Source organism: Wandonia sp., from assembly GCF_984588085.1.
In genome coordinates this window covers 13,193-37,110 of record NZ_CFIGVI010000028.1, presented here as the reverse complement: position 1 = coordinate 37,110, position 23,918 = coordinate 13,193, and the positions used below count along the sequence as shown (strand labels likewise).

Annotated in this window: 24 protein-coding genes; 18 read left to right on the top strand and 6 right to left on the bottom strand. The window is 41.1% G+C overall.

Annotation, left to right across the window (positions count from 1 at the left end; all coding sequences use genetic code 11):
- The first annotated feature begins 219 nt into the window (after nucleotides 1-219).
- The 14 genes from mraZ to AC4PL9_RS10820 all read left to right on the top strand — a co-directional run bounded on the left by mraZ (nucleotide 220) and on the right by AC4PL9_RS10820 (nucleotide 16,082).
- Nucleotides 220-678: a division/cell wall cluster transcriptional repressor MraZ gene (mraZ, locus tag AC4PL9_RS10885; RefSeq protein WP_491604781.1), complete on the top strand. Its 459-nt coding sequence runs from the start codon at nucleotides 220-222 to the stop codon at nucleotides 676-678.
- Nucleotides 668-1,597 (top strand): 16S rRNA (cytosine(1402)-N(4))-methyltransferase RsmH, encoded by a 930-nt coding sequence (gene rsmH, locus AC4PL9_RS10880; protein ID WP_491604780.1) that lies wholly within the window; start codon nucleotides 668-670, stop codon nucleotides 1,595-1,597. Before mraZ ends, rsmH begins: the two co-directional genes overlap by 11 nt.
- On the top strand, nucleotides 1,587-1,985 hold the full coding sequence (locus tag AC4PL9_RS10875; protein ID WP_343790531.1) for an FtsL-like putative cell division protein: 399 nt from the start codon (nucleotides 1,587-1,589) through the stop codon (nucleotides 1,983-1,985). The genes rsmH and AC4PL9_RS10875 overlap by 11 nt, the downstream gene beginning before the upstream one ends.
- A gap of 41 nt (nucleotides 1,986-2,026) precedes the next feature.
- A complete protein-coding gene (locus AC4PL9_RS10870) occupies nucleotides 2,027-4,066 on the top strand; it encodes a penicillin-binding protein (protein ID WP_491604779.1) in 2,040 nt (679 codons plus the stop codon).
- Nucleotides 4,063-5,526, top strand: a complete 1,464-nt coding sequence (locus AC4PL9_RS10865) for a UDP-N-acetylmuramoyl-L-alanyl-D-glutamate--2,6-diaminopimelate ligase (RefSeq protein WP_491604778.1) — start codon at nucleotides 4,063-4,065, stop codon at nucleotides 5,524-5,526. The genes AC4PL9_RS10870 and AC4PL9_RS10865 overlap by 4 nt, the downstream gene beginning before the upstream one ends.
- Nucleotides 5,526-6,776 carry a phospho-N-acetylmuramoyl-pentapeptide-transferase gene (gene mraY, locus AC4PL9_RS10860; RefSeq protein WP_343790520.1) on the top strand — a complete coding sequence of 417 codons (1,251 nt, stop codon included), beginning with the start codon at nucleotides 5,526-5,528 and terminating at the stop codon, nucleotides 6,774-6,776. Before AC4PL9_RS10865 ends, mraY begins: the two co-directional genes overlap by 1 nt.
- The gene (murD, locus tag AC4PL9_RS10855; RefSeq protein WP_491604777.1) at nucleotides 6,776-8,119 is read left to right on the top strand and encodes a UDP-N-acetylmuramoyl-L-alanine--D-glutamate ligase; all 1,344 of its coding nucleotides are present in this window, start codon (nucleotides 6,776-6,778) and stop codon (nucleotides 8,117-8,119) included. The genes mraY and murD overlap by 1 nt, the downstream gene beginning before the upstream one ends.
- Before the next feature lie 101 nt (nucleotides 8,120-8,220).
- On the top strand, nucleotides 8,221-9,366 hold the full coding sequence (locus AC4PL9_RS10850) for an FtsW/RodA/SpoVE family cell cycle protein (RefSeq protein WP_491604776.1): 1,146 nt from the start codon (nucleotides 8,221-8,223) through the stop codon (nucleotides 9,364-9,366).
- A gap of 1 nt (nucleotide 9,367) precedes the next feature.
- A complete protein-coding gene (murG, locus tag AC4PL9_RS10845) occupies nucleotides 9,368-10,468 on the top strand; it encodes an undecaprenyldiphospho-muramoylpentapeptide beta-N-acetylglucosaminyltransferase (protein ID WP_491604775.1) in 1,101 nt (366 codons plus the stop codon).
- The gene (gene murC, locus AC4PL9_RS10840) at nucleotides 10,468-11,820 is read left to right on the top strand and encodes a UDP-N-acetylmuramate--L-alanine ligase (RefSeq protein WP_491604774.1); all 1,353 of its coding nucleotides are present in this window, start codon (nucleotides 10,468-10,470) and stop codon (nucleotides 11,818-11,820) included. The genes murG and murC overlap by 1 nt, the downstream gene beginning before the upstream one ends.
- Nucleotides 11,817-12,617 carry a cell division protein FtsQ/DivIB gene (locus tag AC4PL9_RS10835; RefSeq protein ID WP_491604773.1) on the top strand — a complete coding sequence of 267 codons (801 nt, stop codon included), beginning with the start codon at nucleotides 11,817-11,819 and terminating at the stop codon, nucleotides 12,615-12,617. The genes murC and AC4PL9_RS10835 overlap by 4 nt, the downstream gene beginning before the upstream one ends.
- On the top strand, nucleotides 12,617-13,894 hold the full coding sequence (gene ftsA / locus AC4PL9_RS10830) for a cell division protein FtsA (RefSeq protein ID WP_491604772.1): 1,278 nt from the start codon (nucleotides 12,617-12,619) through the stop codon (nucleotides 13,892-13,894). Before AC4PL9_RS10835 ends, ftsA begins: the two co-directional genes overlap by 1 nt.
- Before the next feature lie 42 nt (nucleotides 13,895-13,936).
- Complete coding sequence (gene ftsZ / locus AC4PL9_RS10825; RefSeq protein ID WP_491604771.1) at nucleotides 13,937-15,625, top strand: cell division protein FtsZ; 1,689 nt, start codon at nucleotides 13,937-13,939, stop codon at nucleotides 15,623-15,625.
- Nucleotides 15,626-15,635: 10 nt separating this feature from the next.
- Nucleotides 15,636-16,082 (top strand): GatB/YqeY domain-containing protein, encoded by a 447-nt coding sequence (locus tag AC4PL9_RS10820; protein ID WP_491604770.1) that lies wholly within the window; start codon nucleotides 15,636-15,638, stop codon nucleotides 16,080-16,082.
- 66 nt (nucleotides 16,083-16,148) lie between these two features.
- On the opposite strand, the gene AC4PL9_RS10815 is transcribed toward AC4PL9_RS10820, so the two are convergent.
- From AC4PL9_RS10815 to AC4PL9_RS10790, 6 genes are all read right to left on the bottom strand, one after another.
- Entirely contained in the window at nucleotides 16,149-16,595 is a 447-nt protein-coding gene (locus AC4PL9_RS10815; protein WP_491604769.1) for a MarR family winged helix-turn-helix transcriptional regulator, read from the bottom strand.
- A gap of 2 nt (nucleotides 16,596-16,597) precedes the next feature.
- Nucleotides 16,598-17,089: a glutathione peroxidase gene (locus AC4PL9_RS10810; protein ID WP_491604768.1), complete on the bottom strand. Its 492-nt coding sequence runs from the start codon at nucleotides 17,087-17,089 to the stop codon at nucleotides 16,598-16,600.
- Nucleotides 17,089-17,490: a DoxX family protein gene (locus AC4PL9_RS10805; protein WP_491604767.1), complete on the bottom strand. Its 402-nt coding sequence runs from the start codon at nucleotides 17,488-17,490 to the stop codon at nucleotides 17,089-17,091. The genes AC4PL9_RS10810 and AC4PL9_RS10805 overlap by 1 nt, the downstream gene beginning before the upstream one ends.
- Before the next feature lie 128 nt (nucleotides 17,491-17,618).
- A complete protein-coding gene (locus AC4PL9_RS10800; RefSeq protein WP_491604766.1) occupies nucleotides 17,619-19,202 on the bottom strand; it encodes a S41 family peptidase in 1,584 nt (527 codons plus the stop codon).
- Entirely contained in the window at nucleotides 19,192-19,632 is a 441-nt protein-coding gene (locus AC4PL9_RS10795) for a deoxycytidylate deaminase (protein ID WP_491604765.1), read from the bottom strand. Before AC4PL9_RS10795 ends, AC4PL9_RS10800 begins: the two co-directional genes overlap by 11 nt.
- Nucleotides 19,633-19,678: 46 nt before the next feature.
- Nucleotides 19,679-20,362 carry a response regulator transcription factor gene (locus tag AC4PL9_RS10790; protein ID WP_491604764.1) on the bottom strand — a complete coding sequence of 228 codons (684 nt, stop codon included), beginning with the start codon at nucleotides 20,360-20,362 and terminating at the stop codon, nucleotides 19,679-19,681.
- Between the two features lie 167 nt (nucleotides 20,363-20,529).
- On the opposite strand from AC4PL9_RS10790, the gene AC4PL9_RS10785 reads away from it, so the two are divergent.
- The 4 genes from AC4PL9_RS10785 to AC4PL9_RS10770 all read left to right on the top strand — a co-directional run bounded on the left by AC4PL9_RS10785 (nucleotide 20,530) and on the right by AC4PL9_RS10770 (nucleotide 23,862).
- Nucleotides 20,530-22,236 carry a T9SS type A sorting domain-containing protein gene (locus AC4PL9_RS10785; RefSeq protein WP_491604763.1) on the top strand — a complete coding sequence of 569 codons (1,707 nt, stop codon included), beginning with the start codon at nucleotides 20,530-20,532 and terminating at the stop codon, nucleotides 22,234-22,236.
- Between the two features lie 135 nt (nucleotides 22,237-22,371).
- Nucleotides 22,372-22,749 (top strand): glycine cleavage system protein GcvH, encoded by a 378-nt coding sequence (gcvH, locus tag AC4PL9_RS10780; RefSeq protein ID WP_491604762.1) that lies wholly within the window; start codon nucleotides 22,372-22,374, stop codon nucleotides 22,747-22,749.
- A 2-nt stretch (nucleotides 22,750-22,751) separates the two neighbouring features.
- The gene (locus AC4PL9_RS10775) at nucleotides 22,752-23,135 is read left to right on the top strand and encodes a VanZ family protein (RefSeq protein ID WP_491604761.1); all 384 of its coding nucleotides are present in this window, start codon (nucleotides 22,752-22,754) and stop codon (nucleotides 23,133-23,135) included.
- 49 nt (nucleotides 23,136-23,184) lie between these two features.
- The gene (locus tag AC4PL9_RS10770) at nucleotides 23,185-23,862 is read left to right on the top strand and encodes an energy transducer TonB (RefSeq protein WP_491604760.1); all 678 of its coding nucleotides are present in this window, start codon (nucleotides 23,185-23,187) and stop codon (nucleotides 23,860-23,862) included.
- Nucleotides 23,863-23,918 lie beyond the last annotated feature (56 nt).

Genomic DNA, 23,918 nt, shown 5'->3' with positions numbered 1-23,918 from the left:
ATTCTACTGTTGATAACTCCATTTTTTTGTTCACAAATGATTTTTAATTACCACTTTTTACCACTTTTTATTATTCTTCTAAAAGTACTGTGTATAATGGTTTTTTGAGTTGTTTTTGTAACCTTGTATGCTTATTTGTCGTATTAAGTTTTCAACAATGAGTAAATAAGTGGTAAAAAGTGGGGATTTCTTCCGTAATTTTACCCATTATTAGAAGTCATGGCTGGATTAGTAGGTGAATATGAGGTGAAGCTCGATGCTAAAGGGCGTTTTCTCTTTCCTTCGGGACTGAGGAAGCAACTCTCGCCTGCTGCCCAGGAAAATTTCATGTTAAATAAAGGTTTTGAGGATTGTTTAACACTTTATCCGATGAATGAATGGGATAAATTGAGTGAGCAATTGTCAAAGATGAACCTCTTTAAGCCGAAAAACAGAATGTTCTATCGTCTGTTCCATCAGGGAGCGAAAGCTATAGGACTTGATTCTGCTGGTCGTATTCACATTCCTGTGACACATATGGAGCGGGTAGGTTTGTCGAAAGAGGTGATGTTGATTGCGTATAATGACCGGATAGAGATTTGGGATAAGCAACATTATTTTGACATGATTGATTCGAACATGGCTGATTTTGCCGATTTGGCAGATGAAGTAATGGGTGGATTAGAAAATGAAGAATAACGAAGAAACTTACCACATACCAGTTCTCCTGAATGAGTGTGTTGACGCATTAAATATTCGTCCTGATGGACGCTATGTAGATGTTACATTTGGTGGAGGAGGGCATGCTCGTGAAATCTTTAAACTTCTTGGAGAGAAAGGACATCTGATTGGCTTTGATCAGGATCCGGATGCTAAAACCAACGCATGGGATGCTACTAACTTTACGTTTATAGCGGGAAATTTTGCATACCTGAAAAATCAGCTTCGTATGTCCGGACTTTTTCCGGTAGATGGAATACTGGCAGATTTGGGTGTTTCCTCTCATCAGTTTGATAGTGGTGAAAGAGGGTTCTCAATTCGAATGGACGATGAGTTGGATATGCGGATGAATCAATCCGGAAAATTGACGGCCCGGTATGTGGTAAACGAATACGATGAGGAGAACCTGTACCGTGTTTTGCGCGAATACGGAGAAGTGCAGAGTCTGAAAAGAACAGTTGAAGCTATCGTTAGAGCGCGCCAGATTACACCGATAATAACTACCGGACAACTAAAGGAAGTAATTCAGCCGATTGCACAAAAAGGAAAAGAACATAAGTTTCTTGCGCAGGTATTTCAAGCAATCCGCATTGAGGTTAACGATGAAATCAATGTGCTAAAGAAATTGCTGGAACAAGCTGTAGAGGTGCTGAAGCCGGGAGGTCGACTGGTGGTGATTTCCTATCATTCACTGGAAGATCGGTTGGTGAAAAACTTCATGAAGCGGGGAAGTTTTGACGGAAAGATTGAAAAAGACTTTTACGGAAATATTGTAAAACCACTCGAAGAAGTGAATCGCAAACCAATATTGCCTTCTGATGAAGAAATGGAGAGGAATTCACGGTCGCGAAGTGCTAAACTGAGAATCGCTGTAAAACTGGACATGGGTGTCAAATAAGTATGTAGATAAAGAGCAGCAGGAAGCTGAGAAGCCTGATAATGCAAAACCCGGAAAAAAAATGAAGGGTTCAAAAACAGTTTCCCAGATCCTGAGCGGAGATTTTCTTACACGTGAATTCGTGATCGAAAATCTCGGGTTTATCTTCTATGTAATGTTGCTCTTGCTTTTGTTGATTACCAAAGGGTATTATGTAAAACAAGTCTCGGATAATGTAATAAAGACAGAAGCAGAATTGGATGAGATTGTGTCTGATTATGTTGAGTTAAAAGCTCGTTTTCAGGAAGAGACGGCAAGGGGGAAATTGTTAGAGAAACTGGAAGGAACGGGATTGATTGAATCAATTGATCCTCCGAAAGTAATACGGGTAAAAGAAGAAAAGGAGTAATTCTGGAAGAGAGAAAAAGCATATTATGGAAAGTGTACCTGATGTATTTCGGGTTTGTACTCATCATGCTTACCGTGTTGGTCAAAACGGTTATGATCCAGGTTGAAGGGAGAGATAATATCCTTGTGGGAGAATCTGAGCGGATAAAAATGGTGGAGGTGCCTATCGAATCGCGGAGAGGACAGATTTTGGATGATAAAGGAAATCCATTGGTTACATCCGTTTCTTTTTATGAGATTCGAATGGATCCTACTGTTGTGAAAAAGGAAATCTTTGATAAGGATTTGGATTCATTGGCTTTGATGTTGAGCAAAGTGTATCCTGAAAAATCTTCACGTGGATATGCTGAGATGATCAGAAAAGCGCGTGCTTCAGGTAATCGTTTTCTTTTGATCCGCAGAAAAGCGACGAATGAAGAAAGGAAAAAGCTCCGGACATTTCCGATTTTCCGGGAAGGGAGAAATAAAGGCGGGATAATCGATAATATCGAAACGATCGTTCGGAAACGACCTCACGGAATTCTTGCACACCGGACTTTAGGATATGTGAACGAAGATGTGCGGGTAGGTTTGGAAGCTGCTTATGATGAAGTGCTTGCCGGAGAGCAGGGGATTGAATTAAAGCAACGTTTGGAAACAGGTTTGAAACCTACCGGATCAATATTGAAAGAAACAGTAGACGGATCAGATATCGTTACAACTATAGATAAAGATATTCAGGAAGTAGCGGAGAATGAACTGATGAACCAATTGATCAGTGAAAATGCCCGACATGGTTCTGTTATTGTGATGGAAGTGAAAACAGGAAAAATCAAGGCTATTGCAAATCTACAGAGAACGGAGTCAGGGGGATATTTTGAGACATACAATTTTGCTGTAGGACTAAAAAGTTACCCCGGATCAACAATAAAGTTAGCTTCTCTTATGGCATTGTTAGAGGATGGCAAAATAAACATTGAAGATACGGTTAAGGCTACAGGAGTATTTAATTTTTATAATGCGAAATTGCATGATACAGGAAACCGCGCATACGGATGGATTAGTATAAAAAGAGCATTTGAACTTTCGTCAAATGTAATTGCAAGAGTAGTGGATGAGGCGTACAAAGATGATCCGATGAAGTTTGTAGATCGTCTTCGTTCATTTGGACTTGGTGAGGTGTTAGGGATTGAAATTGAAGGAGAGCCGGAACCAACCATGTATCAGCCGGGTGATCCGAGCTGGTCAAAGATTTCTCTTCCCTGGATGTCAATTGGCTACGAAATACAGTTGACACCACTCCAGACATTGACGTTTTATAATGCTGTGGCTAATAACGGGACCGTTATGAAGCCGCAGTTTGTGAGTCAGATCCGCAAAAACGGAATTGTTGAAAAAGAATTTGATCCAGTTGTATTGCGACAGAATATTTGTTCAGAAAATACAATCAATATTCTTAAAGCATGCCTGGAAGGGGTGGTGGAAAACGGAACAGGAAAGAGTTTACAGTCAGCGAATTTTAAGATCGCAGGAAAAACAGGTACTTCACGATTGGATGCAGGACCTGATAGTGAAGAAGGACTAAAGCATCAGGCTTCTTTCTGTGGATATTTTCCGGCAGATGATCCGATTTACTCATGTATCGTAGTGATAGCTGCTCCATCAAGGAATATATACGGGTCAAAAGTTTCCGGAACGGTTTTCTCAGCTATTGCAAACAAAGTGTACTCAACTCATCTGAAGTACCAAAAAGCTATAAATGAACAGCAATTACTGACGCAGGTTACACCGCCTTCGTTGGATGGACATAGCGGAGATCTGGATATGATACTGGATAATCTGCATATCAAAAAGAAAAAGAACAGTGGAGATGACTGGGTTTCGACAACTGCAAAGGAAAAATTTGTCGAACTGAATAAAAGAGAAGTGGTAAAAGGATTGGTTCCTAATGTTGTAGGGATGGGGTTGAAAGATGCCTTGTACCTGTTAGGGAACGAGGGATTGTATATTGAAGTGTCAGGTACAGGTCACGTTGTTCATCAATCCATTATGCCGGGAGTGAAATCTCCCACTGGAGGGGTGATAAAACTGGAATTGAGATGATGAAAAAGGTCAGGGAAATAGTATACGGAGTTTCATTGAAAGAAGTGAAAGGAACCACTGATCACGAAGTTGGGGCAGTGGTTTTTGATTCGAGAAAAGCAGAGGAAGGGACTCTTTTTATTGCTGTCAAAGGTGTGGTAAATGACGGTCATGATTACATCGGTAGTGCAATTGCTGCCGGATGTCGGGCTATTATTTGTGAAGAGGTTGTTGATGCGGTAGAAGGAGTGAATTACTACGTGGTAGAAAACTCTTCTCAAGCACTGGGAATAGTTGCTTCTAATTTTTATGACAACCCCTCTGAAAAAATTACACTGGTTGGAGTTACAGGAACAAACGGAAAAACAACAACAGCAACATTGTTGCATCAGCTGTTTTCAGGATTGGGGTACAAGTCGGGGTTGCTTTCTACTGTCGTGAATAAAATAGGTGGTAAAGATGTTCCTGCTACGCATACAACGCCTGATCCGATTGCTCTGAATATGCTGTTGGCTAAAATGGTGGAGGAGGGTTGCGAATATTGTTTTATGGAAGTGAGCTCGCATGCAGTTCACCAGAACAGAATAGTAGGGCTTAGATTCTCAGGAGCAGTATTTACAAATATTACGCATGATCATTTGGATTATCACGGAACATTTAAAGAATATATCCAGGCAAAAAAGGCATTCTTTGATCAGCTTCCATCATCCGCTTTCGCATTGACAAATACCGATGATAAAAACGGTGGGGTTATGCTCCAGAATACACTGGCGAAAAAGAGTAGCTACGGCATCCGGTCAATGGCAGATTATAAATTGAAAGTGCTGGAGAATCAGTTCAGTGGATTGGTGCTTTCTATTGATGGTACAGAGGTCTGGACTAAACTGATCGGAGATTTTAATGCCTATAATTTACTTGCGGTTTTTGCAGTAAGCCAATTACTGGGACAAGATAAAATAGAGGTGCTTACTGAAATGAGTAAGCTGGGATCGGTTAATGGGCGGTTTGAATACACAGTGAGTAAAACAGGTGTTACTGCGATTATCGATTATGCACACACACCCGATGCACTGGAGAATGTATTGAAAACAATTGCAAATATCAGAACAGGAAACGAGACGGTTTTTACAGTAGTTGGTTGTGGTGGAGACAGAGACAAAACCAAGCGACCGAAGATGGCTGAAATAGCTTGTGAAATCGGGGATCGCGTTATTCTGACTTCTGATAATCCGAGAACAGAAGATCCGGCTGCTATTATTGAAGATATGATGGCGGGAGTGGGAGGTCATAATTTTAAAAAGACACTTTCCATCACTGATCGCAAAGAAGCTATAAAGACTGCCATTAGTTTGTCTGAACCGGGAGATATAATTCTGGTTGCAGGGAAAGGGCATGAAACCTATCAGGAAATAAACGGAGTGAAACACGACTTTGACGATAAGGCAATTGTTAACGAACTATTTATAAAACTGGAGAAATAATGCTGTACTATTTATTTGAATACCTGGATGAATTAGACTTCCCCGGAGCGGGGTTGTTCGACTACATTTCGTTCCGTGCGGGAATGGCACTGATTTTTTCGTTAATAGTATCAATTGTTTTCGGAAGCAGAATCATTAACTATCTGAGAAAATTGCAGATTGGTGAAACAGTACGTGATCTGGGACTGAAGGGGCAAAAAGAAAAAGAAGGGACTCCGACAATGGGAGGCGTTATCATCCTGAGTGCAATTCTTATCCCGACGATATTGTTCGCTAAACTGGACAACGTTTACGTCATTACCATGTTGATTTCAACTGTGTGGTTGGGGTTAATTGGATTTTTGGACGATTACATTAAAGTTTTTAAGAAAAATAAGGAAGGATTAAAAGGGAAGTTTAAAGTAATCGGACAAATAGGGGTAGGTGTGATCGTGGGGTCTATCCTGTATTTTCATCCTGATGTGCAGGTTCACAAAAAAGTACCTAAGGATTATGTGCTCCAGACGAATGAAATGGAAGTATCGCATTTTCATGATACCTCTCTTGAGGAAAATAAAACATTTAAGTGGATTCGTACCAAAGATATGACGACGACCATTCCTTTTGTCAAAAACAACGAGTTCAATTACAACTGGCTTGGGGGAGATCATAGTACGAACTGGGGTTGGCTTTGGTTTATTCCGATCGTAATTTTTATCGTGATTGCCGTTTCAAATGGAGCCAATATGACGGACGGTCTGGATGGATTGGCCACCGGCTCCTCCGCAATCATTGGTATCGCGCTGGCTGTCTTTGCCTATGTTAGTTCCAATGCCCGATTTGCAGATTACCTCAATGTCATGTATATCCCCATGGCGGAAGAGATGGTGATTTTTATTGCTGCTTTCGTGGGGGCTTGTATTGGGTTCTTGTGGTATAATGCTTATCCGGCGCAAGTGTTTATGGGAGACACCGGGAGTCTTGCGCTAGGGGGAATGATTGCCGTTTTTGCCATTTCCATCCGTAAAGAATTATTGATCCCTGTATTGTGTGGAATCTTCCTGATCGAAAACCTGTCGGTAATGTTGCAGGTCGGGTATTTCAAATACACCAAGAAAAAATTCGGAGATGGGAGGCGTATTTTCAAAATGGCTCCGCTCCATCACCATTACCAGAAGTTAGGTATGCATGAGGCAAAAATTGTAGCCCGTTTCTGGATTGTAGGAATTCTTTTGGCAGTAATAAGTATCGTAACACTGAAATTGAGATAGTGCGCTATACAAATAGTCATATCGTTGTTTTGGGTGCCGGAGAGAGTGGAGTCGGTGCGGCATTACTGGCTGTAAAGTTTGGTAATAAAGTACTGGTTTCCGATCGTGGACAGATTAAGGCTGCTTTTAAAAAGGAGCTGGAGGAGAGTTCTATTCCTTTTGAAGAGGGTAAGCACTCCGAGGCTGAAATTTTAACAGCGGATCTGGTGGTGAAAAGTCCCGGGATTCCAGATACAGCACCCTTGATTGTAGCACTTCGAGAAAAGAATATTCCGGTGGTTTCGGAAATTGAATTTGCAGGGTATTATTCATCGGCTAAGACGATATGTATTACCGGAAGTAATGGGAAAACGACAACAACATTATTAGTACATCACTTGCTGAAGAAGGCAGGATTTGATGCAGGGTTAGGAGGGAATGTTGGTACAAGTTATGCCCGTCAGGTGGCAGAAAAAGACAGAGAATGGTTTGTTCTTGAGTTGAGTTCATTTCAGTTGGATGGAATGTTTGAATTCAAACCGACAATTTCGATTCTCTTAAACATTACTCCCGATCATCTGGATCGATACAATTACGAAATGCAAAACTACGTGAATTCTAAGTTCAGAGTTCTACAAAATATGGATCGTGATGGTTGGTTCATTTACAATATGGATGATCCGATCATTGCGAGCGAGATTGAAAAGAGAAAGCCGGAAACAAATTGTGTTCCTTTCTCAATAAAACAGCCGGTCAGTTTTGGCGGCTTTTCAGATAGCAAACAAATAACAATTATAATTAAAGACCAGTTCACTATGTCTATTCACGATTTAGCAATGAAGGGTAAGCACAATACCCAAAATTCCCTTGCTGCAGGGATTGCAGGAAGAATTCTGGAAATCAGAAAGGAAATTGTGCGCGAGAGTTTGTCCGATTTTCAAAATGTAGAACACCGACTTGAGTTTGTGGCACGGGTAAACGGAATTGAATTTATTAACGATTCAAAAGCAACCAATGTAAACTCTACCTGGTATGCCCTGGAAAGTATGGAGAAACCAACTGTCTGGATAGTAGGTGGTGTGGATAAAGGAAATGACTACTCAGAACTAATTGATTTGGTGAAAGAGAAAGTAAAAGCGATCATTTGCCTGGGAACAGATAACTCAAAAATCATTGAGACATTTAAGTCTGTGGTTCCTACCATTGTTGAAGCATCTTCATCTGAAGAAGCGGTTGCCTTTGGGTATCGATTGGCGGCTAAAGAAGAAACAGTCTTACTATCTCCCGCTTGCGCAAGCTTTGATTTATTCGAAAACTACGAGGATAGAGGAAATCAATTTAAGACGGCTGTACGAGCACTTTAATGATGTCAATGTATAACCACGGGGGAAAACAGTTTGATGGAAACAACATCATGAATTATACTTCCCGTGTGTATTGCTAAAAACAGAAGCTGTAACAGCTAATGGTAAAAAATGTATTAAAATATCTGGAAGGGGATAAGGCCATTTGGATTTTAACAATCCTTATGCTTGCCTTTTCGTTAATAACGGTCTACAGTTTTGTTCCTATTTTGGTAAAAACTGAAGGAGGAACACCGTTTAAATACCTTTTCAAGCATTTTGTATATGTAATCATTGGTTTTGGATTGATGTTCTGGGTGCATAAACAAAGTCCCGTCCTGCTTTCCCGTTTGGCAAGGTTCATTTTTTACCTGTCAATAGCCTTATTGATATTTACCTTTTTCTTTGGTGTTACGGTTAATAATGCCAGTCGATGGATAAGAATACCAATAATATCACTGACATTCCAGACTTCTGATTTTGCCAAACTGGCTCTAATCATATATCTGTCGAGGCTTTTGGTTAAGAAGAAAGATGTGTTGCATGATTGGAAAAAAGGATTTTGGCCGGTTATATGGCCTGTTTTATTGATTGTTGCGCTGATTGCAAAAGACAACTTCTCAACAGCAGCAATTATTTTTGCTATTGCATTGGTCATTATGTTTATCGGACAGGTCCGCTTAAAGATGATTCTCACCCTGATAGGAGGTGGGATTGTGGCAGGAGGATTAATGGTGGCGTTGCATAAGGCGGCTCCGGATCTGAATCTTCTTCCGCGTTACGAAACCTGGGAAAACCGAATTTTGAATCGGGCAGCAGAAGAAAAAGATGTGTTGACAAATGCGCAATCGATTAATGCGGAATTGGCGATACACAATGGTGGAGTCAGTGGGGTAGGCCCGGGTAAAGGAAAGTTAAAGTTATTTACAGCAGAGGCATACGCTGATTTTTTCTATTCCAGTTTTGTTGAGGAGTTTGGTCTTATAGGTGCTGTGGGTCTTATTCTGACGTATTTGATTTTGTTGTTTCGGATAATTCGAATTGGTCTGAAATCCGAACGGCTTTTTGAAGTCTATCTATGTGTTGGAATAGGTTTGATTCTGATTACACAAGCATCTGTAAATATGTTGGTCTGTACAGGTGTTTTCCCGGTTACGGGGCAGAATATGCCTTTTTTGGCAATGGGAGGTTCTGCTTTGGTAATGGTTTGTGTTTCACTGGGGATTATCCAGAGTGTGGCGCGGTCGCAACAAGTAAAAGAAGCATAGAATGAAAGAACTGAAACGCGTAATAATAAGTGGTGGTGGAACCGGAGGACATATTTTTCCGGCTATTGCAATTGCAGATGAAATCAAAAGAAAGTTCCCGGAGTGCGATATTCTTTTTGTTGGGGCAGAAGGAAAAATGGAGATGGAAAAAGTGCCTGCTGCCGGATATAAAATAGTAGGATTGCCTATCGCCGGATTGCAGCGCAGGATCACAGTACAAAATCTGGTACTGCCTTTTAAGTTGCTTTCAAGTCTGATGAAGGCAAGAAAAGTTGTTAAAGAATTTGATCCGCAGGTAGCGATAGGTGTTGGAGGATACGCTTCAGGACCTACTTTACAAATGGCGAATGCACTTAAAATACCTACCGTCATTCAGGAACAGAATTCTTTTCCTGGTAAAACCAATAAATGGTTGGCTGCAAAAGCGGCTAAGATATGCGTTGCCTATGAGGGGTTGGAAAGATTTTTTCCTTCTTCGAAGATTGCAATTACCGGGAATCCGGTTCGGCTTGAAGTGACGAAAATTGAAGGGAAGAAGGACAAAGCACTTGCGTATTTTGGGTTGTCGGCAGCGAAGAAAACTGTTTTGGTAATCGGAGGAAGCCTGGGGGCCAAAACACTGAATGATGCAATGGATGAAGGTGTCCAGAAGCTTGCCGAAAATAATATTCAGGTAATCTGGCAGTGCGGTAAATATTACGCAGATGCTCTATTGAATAAATGGAAAGACCGTTTACCGGATGGCGTATGGTTAAATCCATTCATTTTTGAAATGGATTTGGCGTATGCGGCAGCTGACATTGTTGTTTCCAGAGCAGGGGCGATCTCGGTGTCTGAACTTTGCCTGGTAAAAAAGCCGGTGATTCTTGTTCCGTCACCAAATGTGGCGGAAGATCACCAAACAAAAAATGCCATGGCATTAGTAAACATAGGGGCGGCGAGGTTAGTGAAAGATATTGAAGCCCGGGATGTATTAGTAAATGAGATTTTACAGCTTGCAGCAGATGCGGAAGCGCAGGAAGGTTTGAGCGAAGCTATTGAAGCCCTGGCGAAGCCAAATGCAACACAGGATATTGTACAGGAAATTGTCAACGTGATATAGTGGATCTGAAAGAAGTAAATAGCGTCTATTTTATCGGTATCGGAGGTATCGGTATGTCTGCATTGGCGAGATATTTTAATGCAATGGGGAAAAAGGTGTCCGGTTATGACAAAACCCCATCTCCACTGACGGATGCATTACAAAAAGAAAGAATCGATATCCATTTTGAGGATTGGGGAGAAACAGTTGTAGGAAAGTTAGACAAAACATCAACAATTGTTATCTATACACCCGCTGTTCCCACAAATTTCGGAGAGTTAGAAGCTCTTAGAGATATGGGGTATGTAATGATGAAAAGGGCGCAAATGCTTGGATACATTACGCAGTATACGAAAGGAATTGGTGTGGCAGGAACGCACGGTAAGACAACTACTAGTACAATGTTGGCACATGTACTGCATCAGAGTATTGGTTGCAATGCTTTTCTCGGAGGAATAAGTAGTAATTATGGGACAAATCTGTTGTTGGATTCTTCTTCCGATATCAGTGTTGTTGAGGCGGACGAGTTTGATCGTTCCTTTTTACAGTTACATCCTTTTGGGGGAGTACTTACAGCTGTAGATGCTGATCATCTTGATATATACGAAAGTGCCTCGGCGCTTCTGGAAGGATTTGAATTGTATATTAATAAAATTGATCCCAAAGGTTTTTTACTTATTCACGATACCATTCAGCTACCTTCTGCTTGTAAACAGATTCATTACGGGCTAAATAGCGAAGCAGACATTCAGGGGATGAATCTGCGGTATGAAGCAGGTACATTTCGTATGGAGGTACGTGTGTATGATGAAGTTTGGCAAAATGTAATATTGGGCGTTCCCGGGATACATAATGCTGAAAATGCACTGGCAGTGATTGGGGTTTGTCTGGAACTTGGAGTCTCAAAAGAGGCAATTATAGAAGGGTTGAAGTCATTTAAAGGTGTCAAAAGACGCTTTGAATACATTATTAATGAACCCAACAGGATATATATTGATGATTATGCGCACCATCCGACGGAAATCAAAGCTCTTTTGTCCTCAATCCGTCTGTTATATCCGGAAAAACGCGTTTTGGGAATTTTTCAACCACATTTATTCAGTAGAACGCGTGATTTTATGCCTGAGTTCGCCCGTTCACTTTCTGAATTGGATGAGTTGATAGTACTTCCAATCTATCCGGCTCGTGAACTACCAATAGAAGGTGTCACAAGTGAAGCTTTAGTAAAGCAGATCCCAGGTAATAAAGGGCAGGTATTATCTCCGGATGCAGTTGTAGAATATGTGACAAAATCCGAATGGGACGTTCTACTGACAATAGGTGCGGGGGATATTGATCGAATTGTACAACCTCTAAGAGACAGACTGGTATGAAAGCAAAGCTTAAATATATCGGTTGGGGACTCTTCTGTATAGGAGTGATTCTTGTGATGCGATTTACAAAAAAGTCGCACGAAGAGCGTATAATGGACTTTCCGGAAATTGTTCTTGAAACACCGCAGGACAATGTCTTTTTAAGCTCCGAAGATGTAAAGGGGCGACTGGTGAAAAAAGGAATTAAAATTGAATCCATTCAGCGTAAAGAACTGAATACGGGATATATTGAACAGGTTTTGGTTGAAATGCCTGAAATTGAGGAGGCTAAGGTTTATGCGTCTTTGAGCGGTGAGTGGACCATTTCAGGGAAGATCCGGAGACCGGTTGCACGGATATTTAATACCCGCGGAGAAAGCTATTATCTGGACGATAAAGGGAAAAAAATGCCCCTGTCTCCGATCTATACAGCACGTGTGATTCCGGTTACAGGAAAGGTTAGGGATAAGCTGTATGACCCGGATATAAACGAAATAATTAACAATGACAGTTTGAAAAGTATTAGTCTTCTGCCTCAGATCTATGCAATAACAAACTATGTTTGTAATGATGCCTTCTTGCACGCTCAAATCACCCAGATCCATATTGAAGAAAATGGTGATTTTGTGTTGATTCCGAGAGTAGGAATGCAGCAAATCGTTTTTGGAAAAATTGATGATGAAGCAGTTATTAAAGAGCGATTTGATAAGTTGAAGATTTTTTACCGTGAGGCAATGCCATTTGCCGGGTGGGGGAAATACGAGACAATAAATTTGAAGTTTAAGAAACAAATAGTTTGCACCAAAAGGAGTTTGTAATGTCGAATGAAATTGTAGTAGGACTGGATATCGGAACCACAAAGATTGCCTGCTTTGTTGGTCGCAGAACGGAACATGAGAAAATAGAGATACTTTCCATGGGACGAAGCGAGTCGTTGGGTGTGAAACGTGGTGTTGTATCAAATATTGAACAGACAGTTCAGTCGATAGTGACTGCTGTCCGTGAAGCACAGGAGAGGGTTGAGGGAAGCCTTGAGATTAATGTGGTAAATGTCGGTATTGCAGGACAACATATAAAAAGTTTGCAGCACCGTGGTATTCTGACACGTAAATCCAATGAAGACGAAATTTCACAAATCGATATTGATGCACTGATTGATGATATGTACAAACTCGTAATGGAGCCGGGCGAAGAAATTATTCATGTTCTGCCTCAGGAGTACATTGTAGATGGTGACCAGGGAATCAAAAATCCGATTGGTATTTCCGGTGTTCGTCTGGAGGCGAATTTCCACATTATCACTGGACGAATTTCCGCAGCAAAGAATATCAAAAAATGTGTGGATAAAGCCGGACTTACGGTAGATGAAATGATTCTTGAACCTCTCGCTTCTTCCGAAGCGGTGCTTTCTGACGAAGAAAAAGAAGCAGGTGTTGTTTTGGTAGACATAGGTGGTGGTACCACAGATGTAGCTATTTTTCATGAGGGAATTATTCGACATACAGCTGTAATTCCTTTCGGAGGAAACGTGATTACTGAAGATATCAAAGAAGGATGTACGATAATGAAGCGTCAGGCAGAGTTATTGAAACAAAAATTTGGTTCTGCTTTGGCAAGCGAAAGCCAGGATAACGAAATAGTTTGTATTCCGGGATTAAGAGGTCGTGAGCCAAAAGAGATTTCTGTGAAGAATCTGGCGAGTATCATTCAGGCACGTATGGAGGAAATTATCGAACATGTACACTATGAAATCCGTAATTCGGGATACGAAAAGAGATTGATTGGAGGAATAGTGGTAACAGGTGGAGGTGCGCAATTGAAGCATGTAACACAATTGTTCGAATACATTACCGGAATGGATACGCGTGTAGGATATCCGAACGAGCATCTGGCGCCGTCTCCGAATATTGATAATCTGACAAGCCCGATTTATGCAACCGGGATTGGTTTGGTTATTAAAGGGTTCCAGAAAATGGAGCGGGAGTCCATGACACATGCTTCAAGTACTATAAAAACGCATTCGAAGAGAACCAAAGGAAGTTTCTTTGAGAAGTTGATCACTAAAGGTGTGAAATGGTTTGAGGAAGAGGAATAAGAAACAATAGACAACAATAAACAAGTAAAAAACCTGAATCGTATGGAATTTGATATGCCAAAAGGACAATCTTCGATTATCAAGGTGATCGGAGTTGGGGGTGGAGGTAGCAATGCCGTAAACCATATGTTTAGTATGGGAATTAAAGGAGTTGACTATGTAGTATGTAATACTGATTGTCAGGCTTTGGAGATGTCTCCGATTCCCGTAAAAATTCAGTTGGGACCAAGTCTGACTGAAGGTAGAGGAGCGGGATCTATTCCTGAAATAGGAAAGAATGCCGCCATTGAAAATATTGAGGAGATTAAAGAAGTTCTTGAAAAGAACACAAAGATGGTTTTCGTAACTGCCGGAATGGGTGGTGGAACAGGTACAGGTGCTGCGCCGGTTATTGCAAAGCTTGCCAAAGATCTGGGAATACTTACCGTAGGTATTGTTACTGTTCCTTTCAATTTTGAAGGGAGAAAGAGAAGGCAGCAAGCGGAAGCTGGTCTTGAAGAAATGCGTCAGAATGTAGATACCTTGTTGGTTATTAACAATGAGCGTTTGCGTGAGATGTATGGAAACCTTAGTCTGGGGAATGCTTTTGCACAGGCAGATGATGTAGTTACTACTGCAGCAAAAGGAATTGCAGAAGTAATTTCGGTGACCGGTGCTATTAACGTTGATTTTAATGACGTGAACACAGTTATGCGTGACAGTGGTGTGGCTATCATGGGATCAGCAATGGCTGAAGGAGAAAACCGTGCAATTGAAGCGGTGCAAAGAGCACTTTCTTCGCCATTGTTGAATGATAATGACATTGCTGGTGCACAATACGTATTGTTGAATATTACATACGGAGATAAGGAAGTTCTGATGGACGAAATTGCTGATATTACGGATTATATTCAGGATGAAGCAGGTTCAACAGCAGATGTGATCTGGGGACATGGTCAGGATACTTCTCTGGGAGATGGTATTAGCGTAACACTGATTGCTACGGGTTTTAATTCCTCTCCGGTGACAGGTTTTGAAAAAGCTCCGGAAAAGACATTCCGCAAACTGGAGGAAGAAGCAAAAGCAGAGATTAAAACACCTATGTCAACTCCGGTAGAAGAGCCGCAGAAAGAGGTGGAAGAAATGCCTTTTTTGAAAAAAGAGGTGGTAAGCGAGCAGGAGGTAAATACTACTGTTGAAAATGAAGTGTCTGAAGAGCCAAAGTTGGTGGAAGAACCAAAACAACAGCAGGTTTTTTACAGCCTTGATGAAGAAGAGGAAACGTTTACTCCTGTCAATGAAGATATAGAGAAAGAAGAAGATCCGCAGGCGTCTATTTCATTTGACTGGGAGGTTAAAAAGGAAATCACTGAGGAAGTGAGCTTCGAAAAACCTCTGGAAACTGAAAGTAAGAAAGAAGAAAAAGTAACACGTTACGTGTTGGAGGATGATCTGGAAGCAAAAGTTGAAAACACGGAGAGTGTTGAAACAGGACTTTCTCCGGAAGAACAACAACGAAAAGCAGAGGAACGAATGATGCGTATTCGTGAGTATACCAGTAAACTGAAAAAACCGGATGGTATTTCGGAGCTGGAAAAAGAACCTGCTTTTATGCGTAGAAATATAACGTTGGATGATACACCGCATTCATCGGAGTCAAGTGTATCCAGATTCGGGTTATTTGGAAGTGAAGAAGAAGGTAAGTCTGATTTACGTGGTAATAATTCATTCTTACACGACAACGTAGATTAATAGAAAAGTAATGGGATTAACAGAAAAGATTAACAACGATATTAAACAGGCGATGCTCGCAAAGGAGAAAGAGAAACTTGCGGCATTGCGTGATATTAAGTCTAAACTTTTACTTGAGGCGACATCAGGAGCTGGTGAGGTAACGGAAGAAGTGGAGACAAAAATTATTATGAAGTTGTACAAACAGCGTATTGAAACCTACGAGTTGTACAAAGAGCAGGGACGTGAAGACCTTGCTGCGGAAGAGTTGCTTCAGGCTGAAATCATAAAAGCATATATGCCGGAGATGATGTCAGAGGTGGAAATACGCGCCGCTGTTCGTGAAAAGATTGCCCAGGTAGGTGCTACCGGGCCGCAGGATATGGGTAAGGTAATGGGACCACTTTCTAAAGAGTTGGCCGGAAAAGCTGACGGAAAGGTCATTTCCACACTTGTAAAAGAAGAATTGGCAAAGTAGTCTGTCAATTTGATGCAGGTTCGTTTATTGTTACCAAAAAAACGGAGGTTATAGCCTCCGTTTTTTTTATGTCCTTTGCATCATAAAATCAATGAAAGCATGTAATTGATTTTTGAGTTCAGTCAGATTTTCTGTTGTTATATCAGTAGACTGCATACCTGTTACTAATTGCATGGGGATACAGGAAGCCTTATCCTGCATAGCTTTTCCTTTTTCCGTGAGTAAAACGATTACTTTCCGCTCATCTTCTTTAGATCGTTCTCTTGTGACAATCCCCTGTGTTTCCAGACGTTTAAGTAAAGGGGTAATGGTATTGGTATTCAAAATTAATTTTTTCGCTATATCATTTACCGGTTGACCATTCTGTTCCCAGAGCACCAGGAGAACCAGATACTGCGGATAGGTAATTCCCAGTTTGTCCAGCATGGGCTGATATTCTCTTATTACCAACCGGGAAGCAGCATACAAGGGGAAACAGATCTGGTTGTCCAGTTTTAACTGTTCGTATTTCATGATTACGCCTGTAATAAGTGATGCTTCTTAATGTAATTTTCGATTGCCTCCGGTTTAGTAATAGGAGAAAATCGCTTGATAGGCTTTCCGTTACTGTCGATAAGAAATTTCGTGAAATTCCATTTGATCCGGCTTCCAAACCATCCTCCTAATTTGGATTTGAGAAATCCAAATAACGGATGTGTATTGGGACCGTTAACTTCAATCTTAGCGAACATTGGGAAAGTAACGCCGTAATTGATGACACAACCTTCTGCAATTGACTCCTCGTCTCCGGGTTCTTGATTGCCGAACTGGTTACAGGGAAACCCGAGAATGACCAATCCCTGATCTGCATGTTTCTTGTACATGTCTTCCAGTCCTTCCAGTTGGGGAGTAAAACCACATTTACTGGCTGTGTTTACTACTAAAATTGTTTTTCCTTTAAACTCCTCCATGTTGATTTTTTTCCCCTGAAGAGTTGTAGCATCGAATGAATAGAAATCAGTTTTCATTAGTTTATTTTTTTAGTTAAAATTCCGGTTGACCATAGTGCCCAGATTACGAGAATAGGTTGAAAGAATAAACGGATCAATCGCGCCTGATCAGTATCCAGCCCAAATGCATCGACTCCGTTTAGGTATTGTGCAATATTTCCAGGAAACACAGCTATAAAAAACAGAGCTGTTATCCAACCAACTGTTTGCTTGTATTTTCCTGCTATTAATAGGGATAGTCCCAGTACAATCTCTACGACACCGGAAAGTATGACTACAAGATCCGTATCCATAGGAAGCCATTGTGGAACCTGTGCCTGAAATTCTAAGCGTAGAAAAGTAAGATGACCTGTTCCCGCATAGACGAGAGCGGCACCTAGCAGTAACCGGAAGATAAATTGTAATTTAAAGCGGTTCATATTAATTATTTTATATCGTTCGCGATACAAATGTAAATAAAAATATTTTATGTCGCAAGCGATATAAAGTACAATAAACAAAAATGAGGGAGTTACCAAGCTCCCTCATTCTATAATTTAATACTGAATTAATGCAAGACTTCGATAGCTTTCAATGCTTCCGGGTCTGATTCCATAATAACTCTGAAGTAACCTTGTTCTACCCAGATTTGTCGGGCAATTTCTGCTTTAAGGTATTTGCGTAGATTGGCTTTGCTTTTTTCTTCCCCTGTGATATCCCGGTCAATACCCAGTTCTTTTTCGGCATACGTTAAAAATTCATTCAGTAATGCATCCGAAACAGAAAATGTTTTGGCATAGACATCCTCGTTCTTCCACTTGCTTCTTCCCCATTCATTTACTTTATCAAAAGCAAAATGGCCGAAAGCAAGTCCGTAACGTAATTCCGAGAGGTAAAAACTAGAGTGACTTGAGTCATAGGGTACAAAAATGTCCGGCATGATTCCTCCCCCACCATATACAGTGCGTCCACCGGGTGTTGTGTACTTGAGGGAGTCCACAAATAAAGTAGAATCTACAGCGTATAATTCTCCGTTTTCATAGCGATGGAAGAAATCCTCAGTATAGTCAACATTTTCTCCATAGGGGCGTTGAATACAACGTCCGGTTGGAGTGTAATAACGCGCAACGGTAAGACGTATATTACTTCCGTCACGAAGAGGAATGTCTTCCTGTACCAGTCCTTTTCCAAAAGAACGACGACCAATGATCATCCCGCGGTCGTTATCCTGGATAGCTCCGGCAACAATTTCACTGGCTGAAGCTGAGTTTTCATTGATAAGAACGGCAACCTCAATGTCTTTCAGAATCCCTCGTGAAGAGGAAGTATATCTTCTTTCAGGTTGGTTGGCACCATCCGTATAGACGATAAGTTTTCCTGCTTCCAGAAACTCATCAATAATTTCGATGGCACTGCCGAGTACGCCACCTCCGTTATCACGTAAATCAAAAATGAGTTTTTTCATCCCCTTTACCTTCAAAATCGTTGCGGCAGAGTAAAACTCGTCCGAAGAGGTCTGAGAAAACTGTTCTAAACGAATATACCCGACGTCCGGAGTAATCATCGTAGCGCAGGAAATACTTTCCAAAGGAATAATACCACGTGTTATGACATGTTTTGATGTTTTACCATTTCTGAAAACTTTTACAGTAACCTTGGTTCCCGGTTCTCCTTTCAGATGATCCATTACCCAACTATTGCTGAGAGAAATTGTGCTTAGTTCTACTCCATCTACTTCGATAATACGGTCTCCGGGGAGTATATCAGCCTTTTCAGAAGGAGAGAGAGGGATGACATGTGTAATAGCAAGAGAGTCTCTGTGAAGCATAAATCGGACACCTATACCACCGAATTTTCCGTCGATGCTTTCCATCATGCGGGCAACTTCTGAGGACGGAATGTAATTTGAATGAGGATCCAACTTGTGAAGAACATCATTGATAGCTTTGTCTAAAAAGTGATCCCTGTCAATCGTATCGACGTACTTTTCCTCAATGACCTCCAGAATGCTTTCAAACTTAGCCCCCAGATCAGAAGAGGATTTTCCGTAAGTTATAAGTGAGTTTTTATTTAACTGAAGCCCCATATAGTAACCTCCGGCAAGAGCTAAGGCAACAATCAGGGGAAAAAAAAGCTTTATATTATTCTTCATCCGTATAGGAAATTTGTTCTACCGTTATTCCGGCTTCTATCAAAAAGTCAATTCCGGAGCGGTCTTTATATTCATCTCTGTACACAACCCGGGCAATTCCGGCCTGCAAAATAAGTTTACTACATTCTTTACAGGGCGATAGTGTAAGATATAACGTTGCTCCGTTAGAATTGTTGGTAGATCTAGAAACTTTTAGAAGTGCGTTAGCTTCTGCATGAAGAACATACCAGTTGGTCATACCGCTCTCATCCTCGCAATCATTGTCAAATCCGGAAGGAGTACCATTGTATCCATCCGATATGATCATCCTGTCTTTTACAATGAGGGCTCCTACTTTTTTCCGGTTACAGTGTGAAAGATTTCCCCATGTTTGAGCCATCTTCAGGTAGGTAATGTCGTATCGTCTTTGTTTTTGCCGGTTTGAATACATGGTGCTCGTAAATTTTATTCTGCAAAAGTAATATTTTGAATCAGTATCAGGGAGTAAATTTGTACCCAACTCCCCTGATAGAATGGAAATAAGAAGGGTGTTTCGGGTCTTTTTCAAAGATTTTACGGAAGTTGAGAATATAATTGTCAATGGTTCGTGAAGTAGGATATTGATCAACTCCCCAAATTTCATCTAGTATCATGTTGCGCGAAACAACTTCTCCTGAATGAAGATTAAATAACTGAAGTAAGTTAATTTCTCTCTTGGTAAGCGTAGTGATCAGGTTTCCGTTTTCCTCTACGTCAAATGTTTTAAAATCAACTGTTTTAGTTCCGATTAACAACTGGTCAGTCACCGTCGAAGATTCATGTTTTCCGGTCAGTACAAATACGCGGAGCAGTAATTCCTCCAGATCAAAAGGCTTGGGCAAATAATCATTCGCCCCCAGTTTTAACCCTGCAATCCGATCTGTTGTAGTTCCTTTTGCCGAAAGAAATAAGATGGGGACATTTGAGTGTTCTCTGTAGGCCCGGCAAATGTCAAACCCACTCACATGTGGGAGCATTACATCGAGAATTACAAGTGCGTATTCGTCAAGTTTATCTGCTTTATCCAAAGCGATTTGGCCATCAGAAGTATCCTCGACTTCAAAATCTTCCATTTCCAGATTTAACCTAATCATCTCTCTCAGGGAAGCTTCATCTTCTATGAGCAGAACTTTTTTCTTCATGCATTGTAATTTAGGCAAAAATAAGAATTGTAAAGTAAGATTATAGTAATGATTTAGCAATTATGATCTTAGAGGCTATTTGTCCGAAACAAATAATTTGATACATTTGTCTCTCTTTCCGACTTTTGTTGCTTTGCCTTTTTTAAACCATAATAAACTGTAATAGAATGAAAAAGTATTTACTTTATGCCGGTGCAGTGTTGTTGGGAATGACAACCTTGAAGGCACAAGTAAGTGAGGGGGGGATCCCGGTATCCTTTAAAAAATCATGGAATTCCTTTCAGGTAAATCATCAGGTAGTTTCGCTTCCTGCTCCTGACACAGAACAATTGTCTATTGAGGATCAACAGGAAGATTTGAAGAGTAAGCCATATCGGGTTGGTGTAATTATTCCGGTTAACCTGAACCCTGAAAACTCAGGAACCTGGTACGAGCTTGAAGACGGTTCTCAGGTATGGCGTTTATCAATTACGGCAGAGAATGCAAAGGCGTTAGGATTGTACTTCTCAAAGGATATTCAGTTGCCGACCGGGGCAGAGCTTTTTGTATATAACAAGAATAAGAAGCAGATTTTAGGTGCCTACACATCAAATACTCCTACCTTTCGGGCAATGGAGATGGTACAGGGAGATTTGCTGACAATAGAATATTTTGCACCTAAGGGAACCTACCTGCGTCCTGAAATTGCAATTGGAGAAGTTGCGTATTTCTACAGAGGTGTTCAGGATCACGTTAGTGTATATTCGGATAATAATTTTTCTTTGAAAGCAGCATCTTGTCAGGTTGATGTAGCTTGTACGCCTGAAAGAAACGGATGGGAAGATCAGATTAATTCGGTTGTTCATTACTCTTTTAATCAGGGAGGATCTGTATTTGTCTGTTCAGGTGCTGTCGTTAATAACACGGCAATGGATTTTAAACCCTATATTTTAAGTGCCTGGCATTGTGGAGAGCCATCAGTTGGAACTAATATTTCTGCCTGGGTTTGGTATTGGAATTATCAAAAAACAGTTTGCCAGCCATCGGGAAATGGTTTTGACCCTTCCAAAGGTTCACAGACTATGTCCGGAGGCCAGGTTAGAGCTTCATCGGCTAACGGAACTTTAAACAATCCTCCGGGAGACAATGAGGTGGCAGGTTCAGATTTCTACCTGGCAGAGCTGAATTCAAATATTCCGCACTCATATGGAGCGTATTTTGCAGGTTGGGATCGAAGAGATATCGCAGCCACTTCGGGAGTCGGAATTCATCATCCCGCTGGAAGTGCAAAGAAAATTTCAACGTATTCAACAACATTACTATCTTCTACCTATAATGGAGGGGCAACTGATGCGCATTGGCGTGTAAGATGGGCTGCGACAACAAATGGTCATGGTGTTACAGAAGGTGGTTCTTCGGGATCTCCTATTTTTAATCAGAACGGACGCATAGTTGGTCAGTTGTCAGGTGGGCTTTCTAGTTGCGGGTCTCCTACTTCTCCCGATTTGTATGGGAAATTTTACACGGATTGGAATAGAAGCGGAACATCCAATCAGGCGCGTCTAAAGCCATGGTTGGACCCCGGGAACACTGGTGCTACTTCAATGGATGGAGCGTATGCGAATGCCGGAACAAATTTGAAAAAGTTCTCCGAAGAATTGATTTTAGTTTACCCGAACCCTACAGAAGGTAAACTCTATGTCGAATTGCCTGATAAAAGTCTTCAGGATGTTGTTGTTTCCTTATTTGATATGTCGGGGAAACAGCTGTTTTCTGAAACTGTCTCCGGTACAGCATTATACGAGTTGAATCTAACAGAAGTATCAAGTGGTGTGTATCATTTGACAATCCAGTCGGGGGAGGAAATTTTTAGAGTGAAAGTTAGTAAGCAATAATGATATATGCCTGTGCTGTAAAGGAATGAAAGTAGAATTTTGTTTCTTCAGTACAGGCAATTTTTTTAATCTCCCCTTACATGGGGTGAGATTGACCAAAAAGATTAATTTTGCCAAAAAGAAAAATCAGATAAAATGAACATACCTGGAAATCTAAAATACACAAAAGACCATGAGTGGGTGAGTGTTGAAGGAGACACTGCTACAATCGGAATCACAGATTTTGCTCAGAGTGAGTTGGGTGACATCGTTTATGTAGAAGTTGAAACCGAAGGCGAGGCGCTTGATAAAGAAGAAGTTTTCGGAACAGTTGAAGCGGTAAAAACCGTTTCCGATTTGTTTATGCCTGTGAGTGGAGAGATTCTTGAGTTCAATACGGAACTGGAAGCTAATCCTGAAGCAGTAAACAGTGATCCTTATGGTGATGGATGGATGATCAAAGTGAAGTTGTCGGACACTTCAGAGCTTGATGCCCTTCTTTCAGCTGATGATTACAAGGCGCTTGTAGGGTAAGTATGTTCTGGCGGTATTTAATACCCGGCATTTTGTGGCTGATTTTGCTTATAGCGCTCAGTTTAACCCCGGGAGATGAAATGCCGCAGCACGTTGTTAGTCTGTTTGCTTTCGATAAGCTGATGCACTGGTTTTTTTATGGTATGCTAACGCATTTATGGTTAGTAGGATTAAAAAAACAATATGTGTACTCATGGTTGAAAAGAAAAGCGCTACTTGTAGTAGTCATGGGAGTTATAGTTATTGGGACTATAATTGAACTGATACAGGGAAGTGTTATTTCGGGCAGATATTTTGAGATTTGGGATATATTAGCTAATATTATAGGATGTTTAATGGGGATTCTTTTATTTCGTTTTATTTATGGGAAGGAATCTTTAGTTTAGGCATAGTTTTTGATAAAATTGCTATATTAGCAACGGATAAATTGTAAATATGGAACCTAAAAAGAACCCGGAAGTTGATGCGGAACAATTGAGACCAGCGTTGGTTGGTGTGGGATTGTTCTTTGCGGCAGCTTTTGTTTTGGTTGCGTTTACTTATGGTGTTTCTTCCGGAAACGGAGACAACGGGGAAGATGATGCAATCAATAAGGACATTCAGTTTGAGCAGGTTGTGGAGGAAGAACCACCACCACCGGAAGATACTCCGCCACCACCGGAGGAACCTGAAGTTCCACCACCACCAACAGATGAGGTGAACGAGGTAGAAAACGATGAGGAAGAGACGCAAATGTCTATTGCTCCACCGGATGTGGAACCACCAAAGGTGACAAACACACCTCCGCCACCACCTGAGAAGATTGTAGACTTCCCTGAAGAGCAGCCTTCTTTCCCGGGTGGAGAAGAAGCCATGATGAAGTTTATTCAGAAGAATATTAAATATCCTGAAATGGCCGTTCAAATGGGAGATCAGGGACGTGTATACGTTCAGTTTGTTGTTGAAACAGACGGTGCGATCACTCAGGTGAAGACGGTTCGGGGAGTTACTCCTGAGTTAGACAGAGAGGCCGAGCGAGTGGTGAAAGCCATGCCGAAATGGTCTCCTGGAAAACAGAGAGGTAGACCGGTGCGCGTTCGATACACCGTTCCGATATATTTCAGACTTGGATAAGAAATTGATATCCCCTCGTTTAGACGAGGGGATTTTTGTTTGTAAGCGGTAAGTTT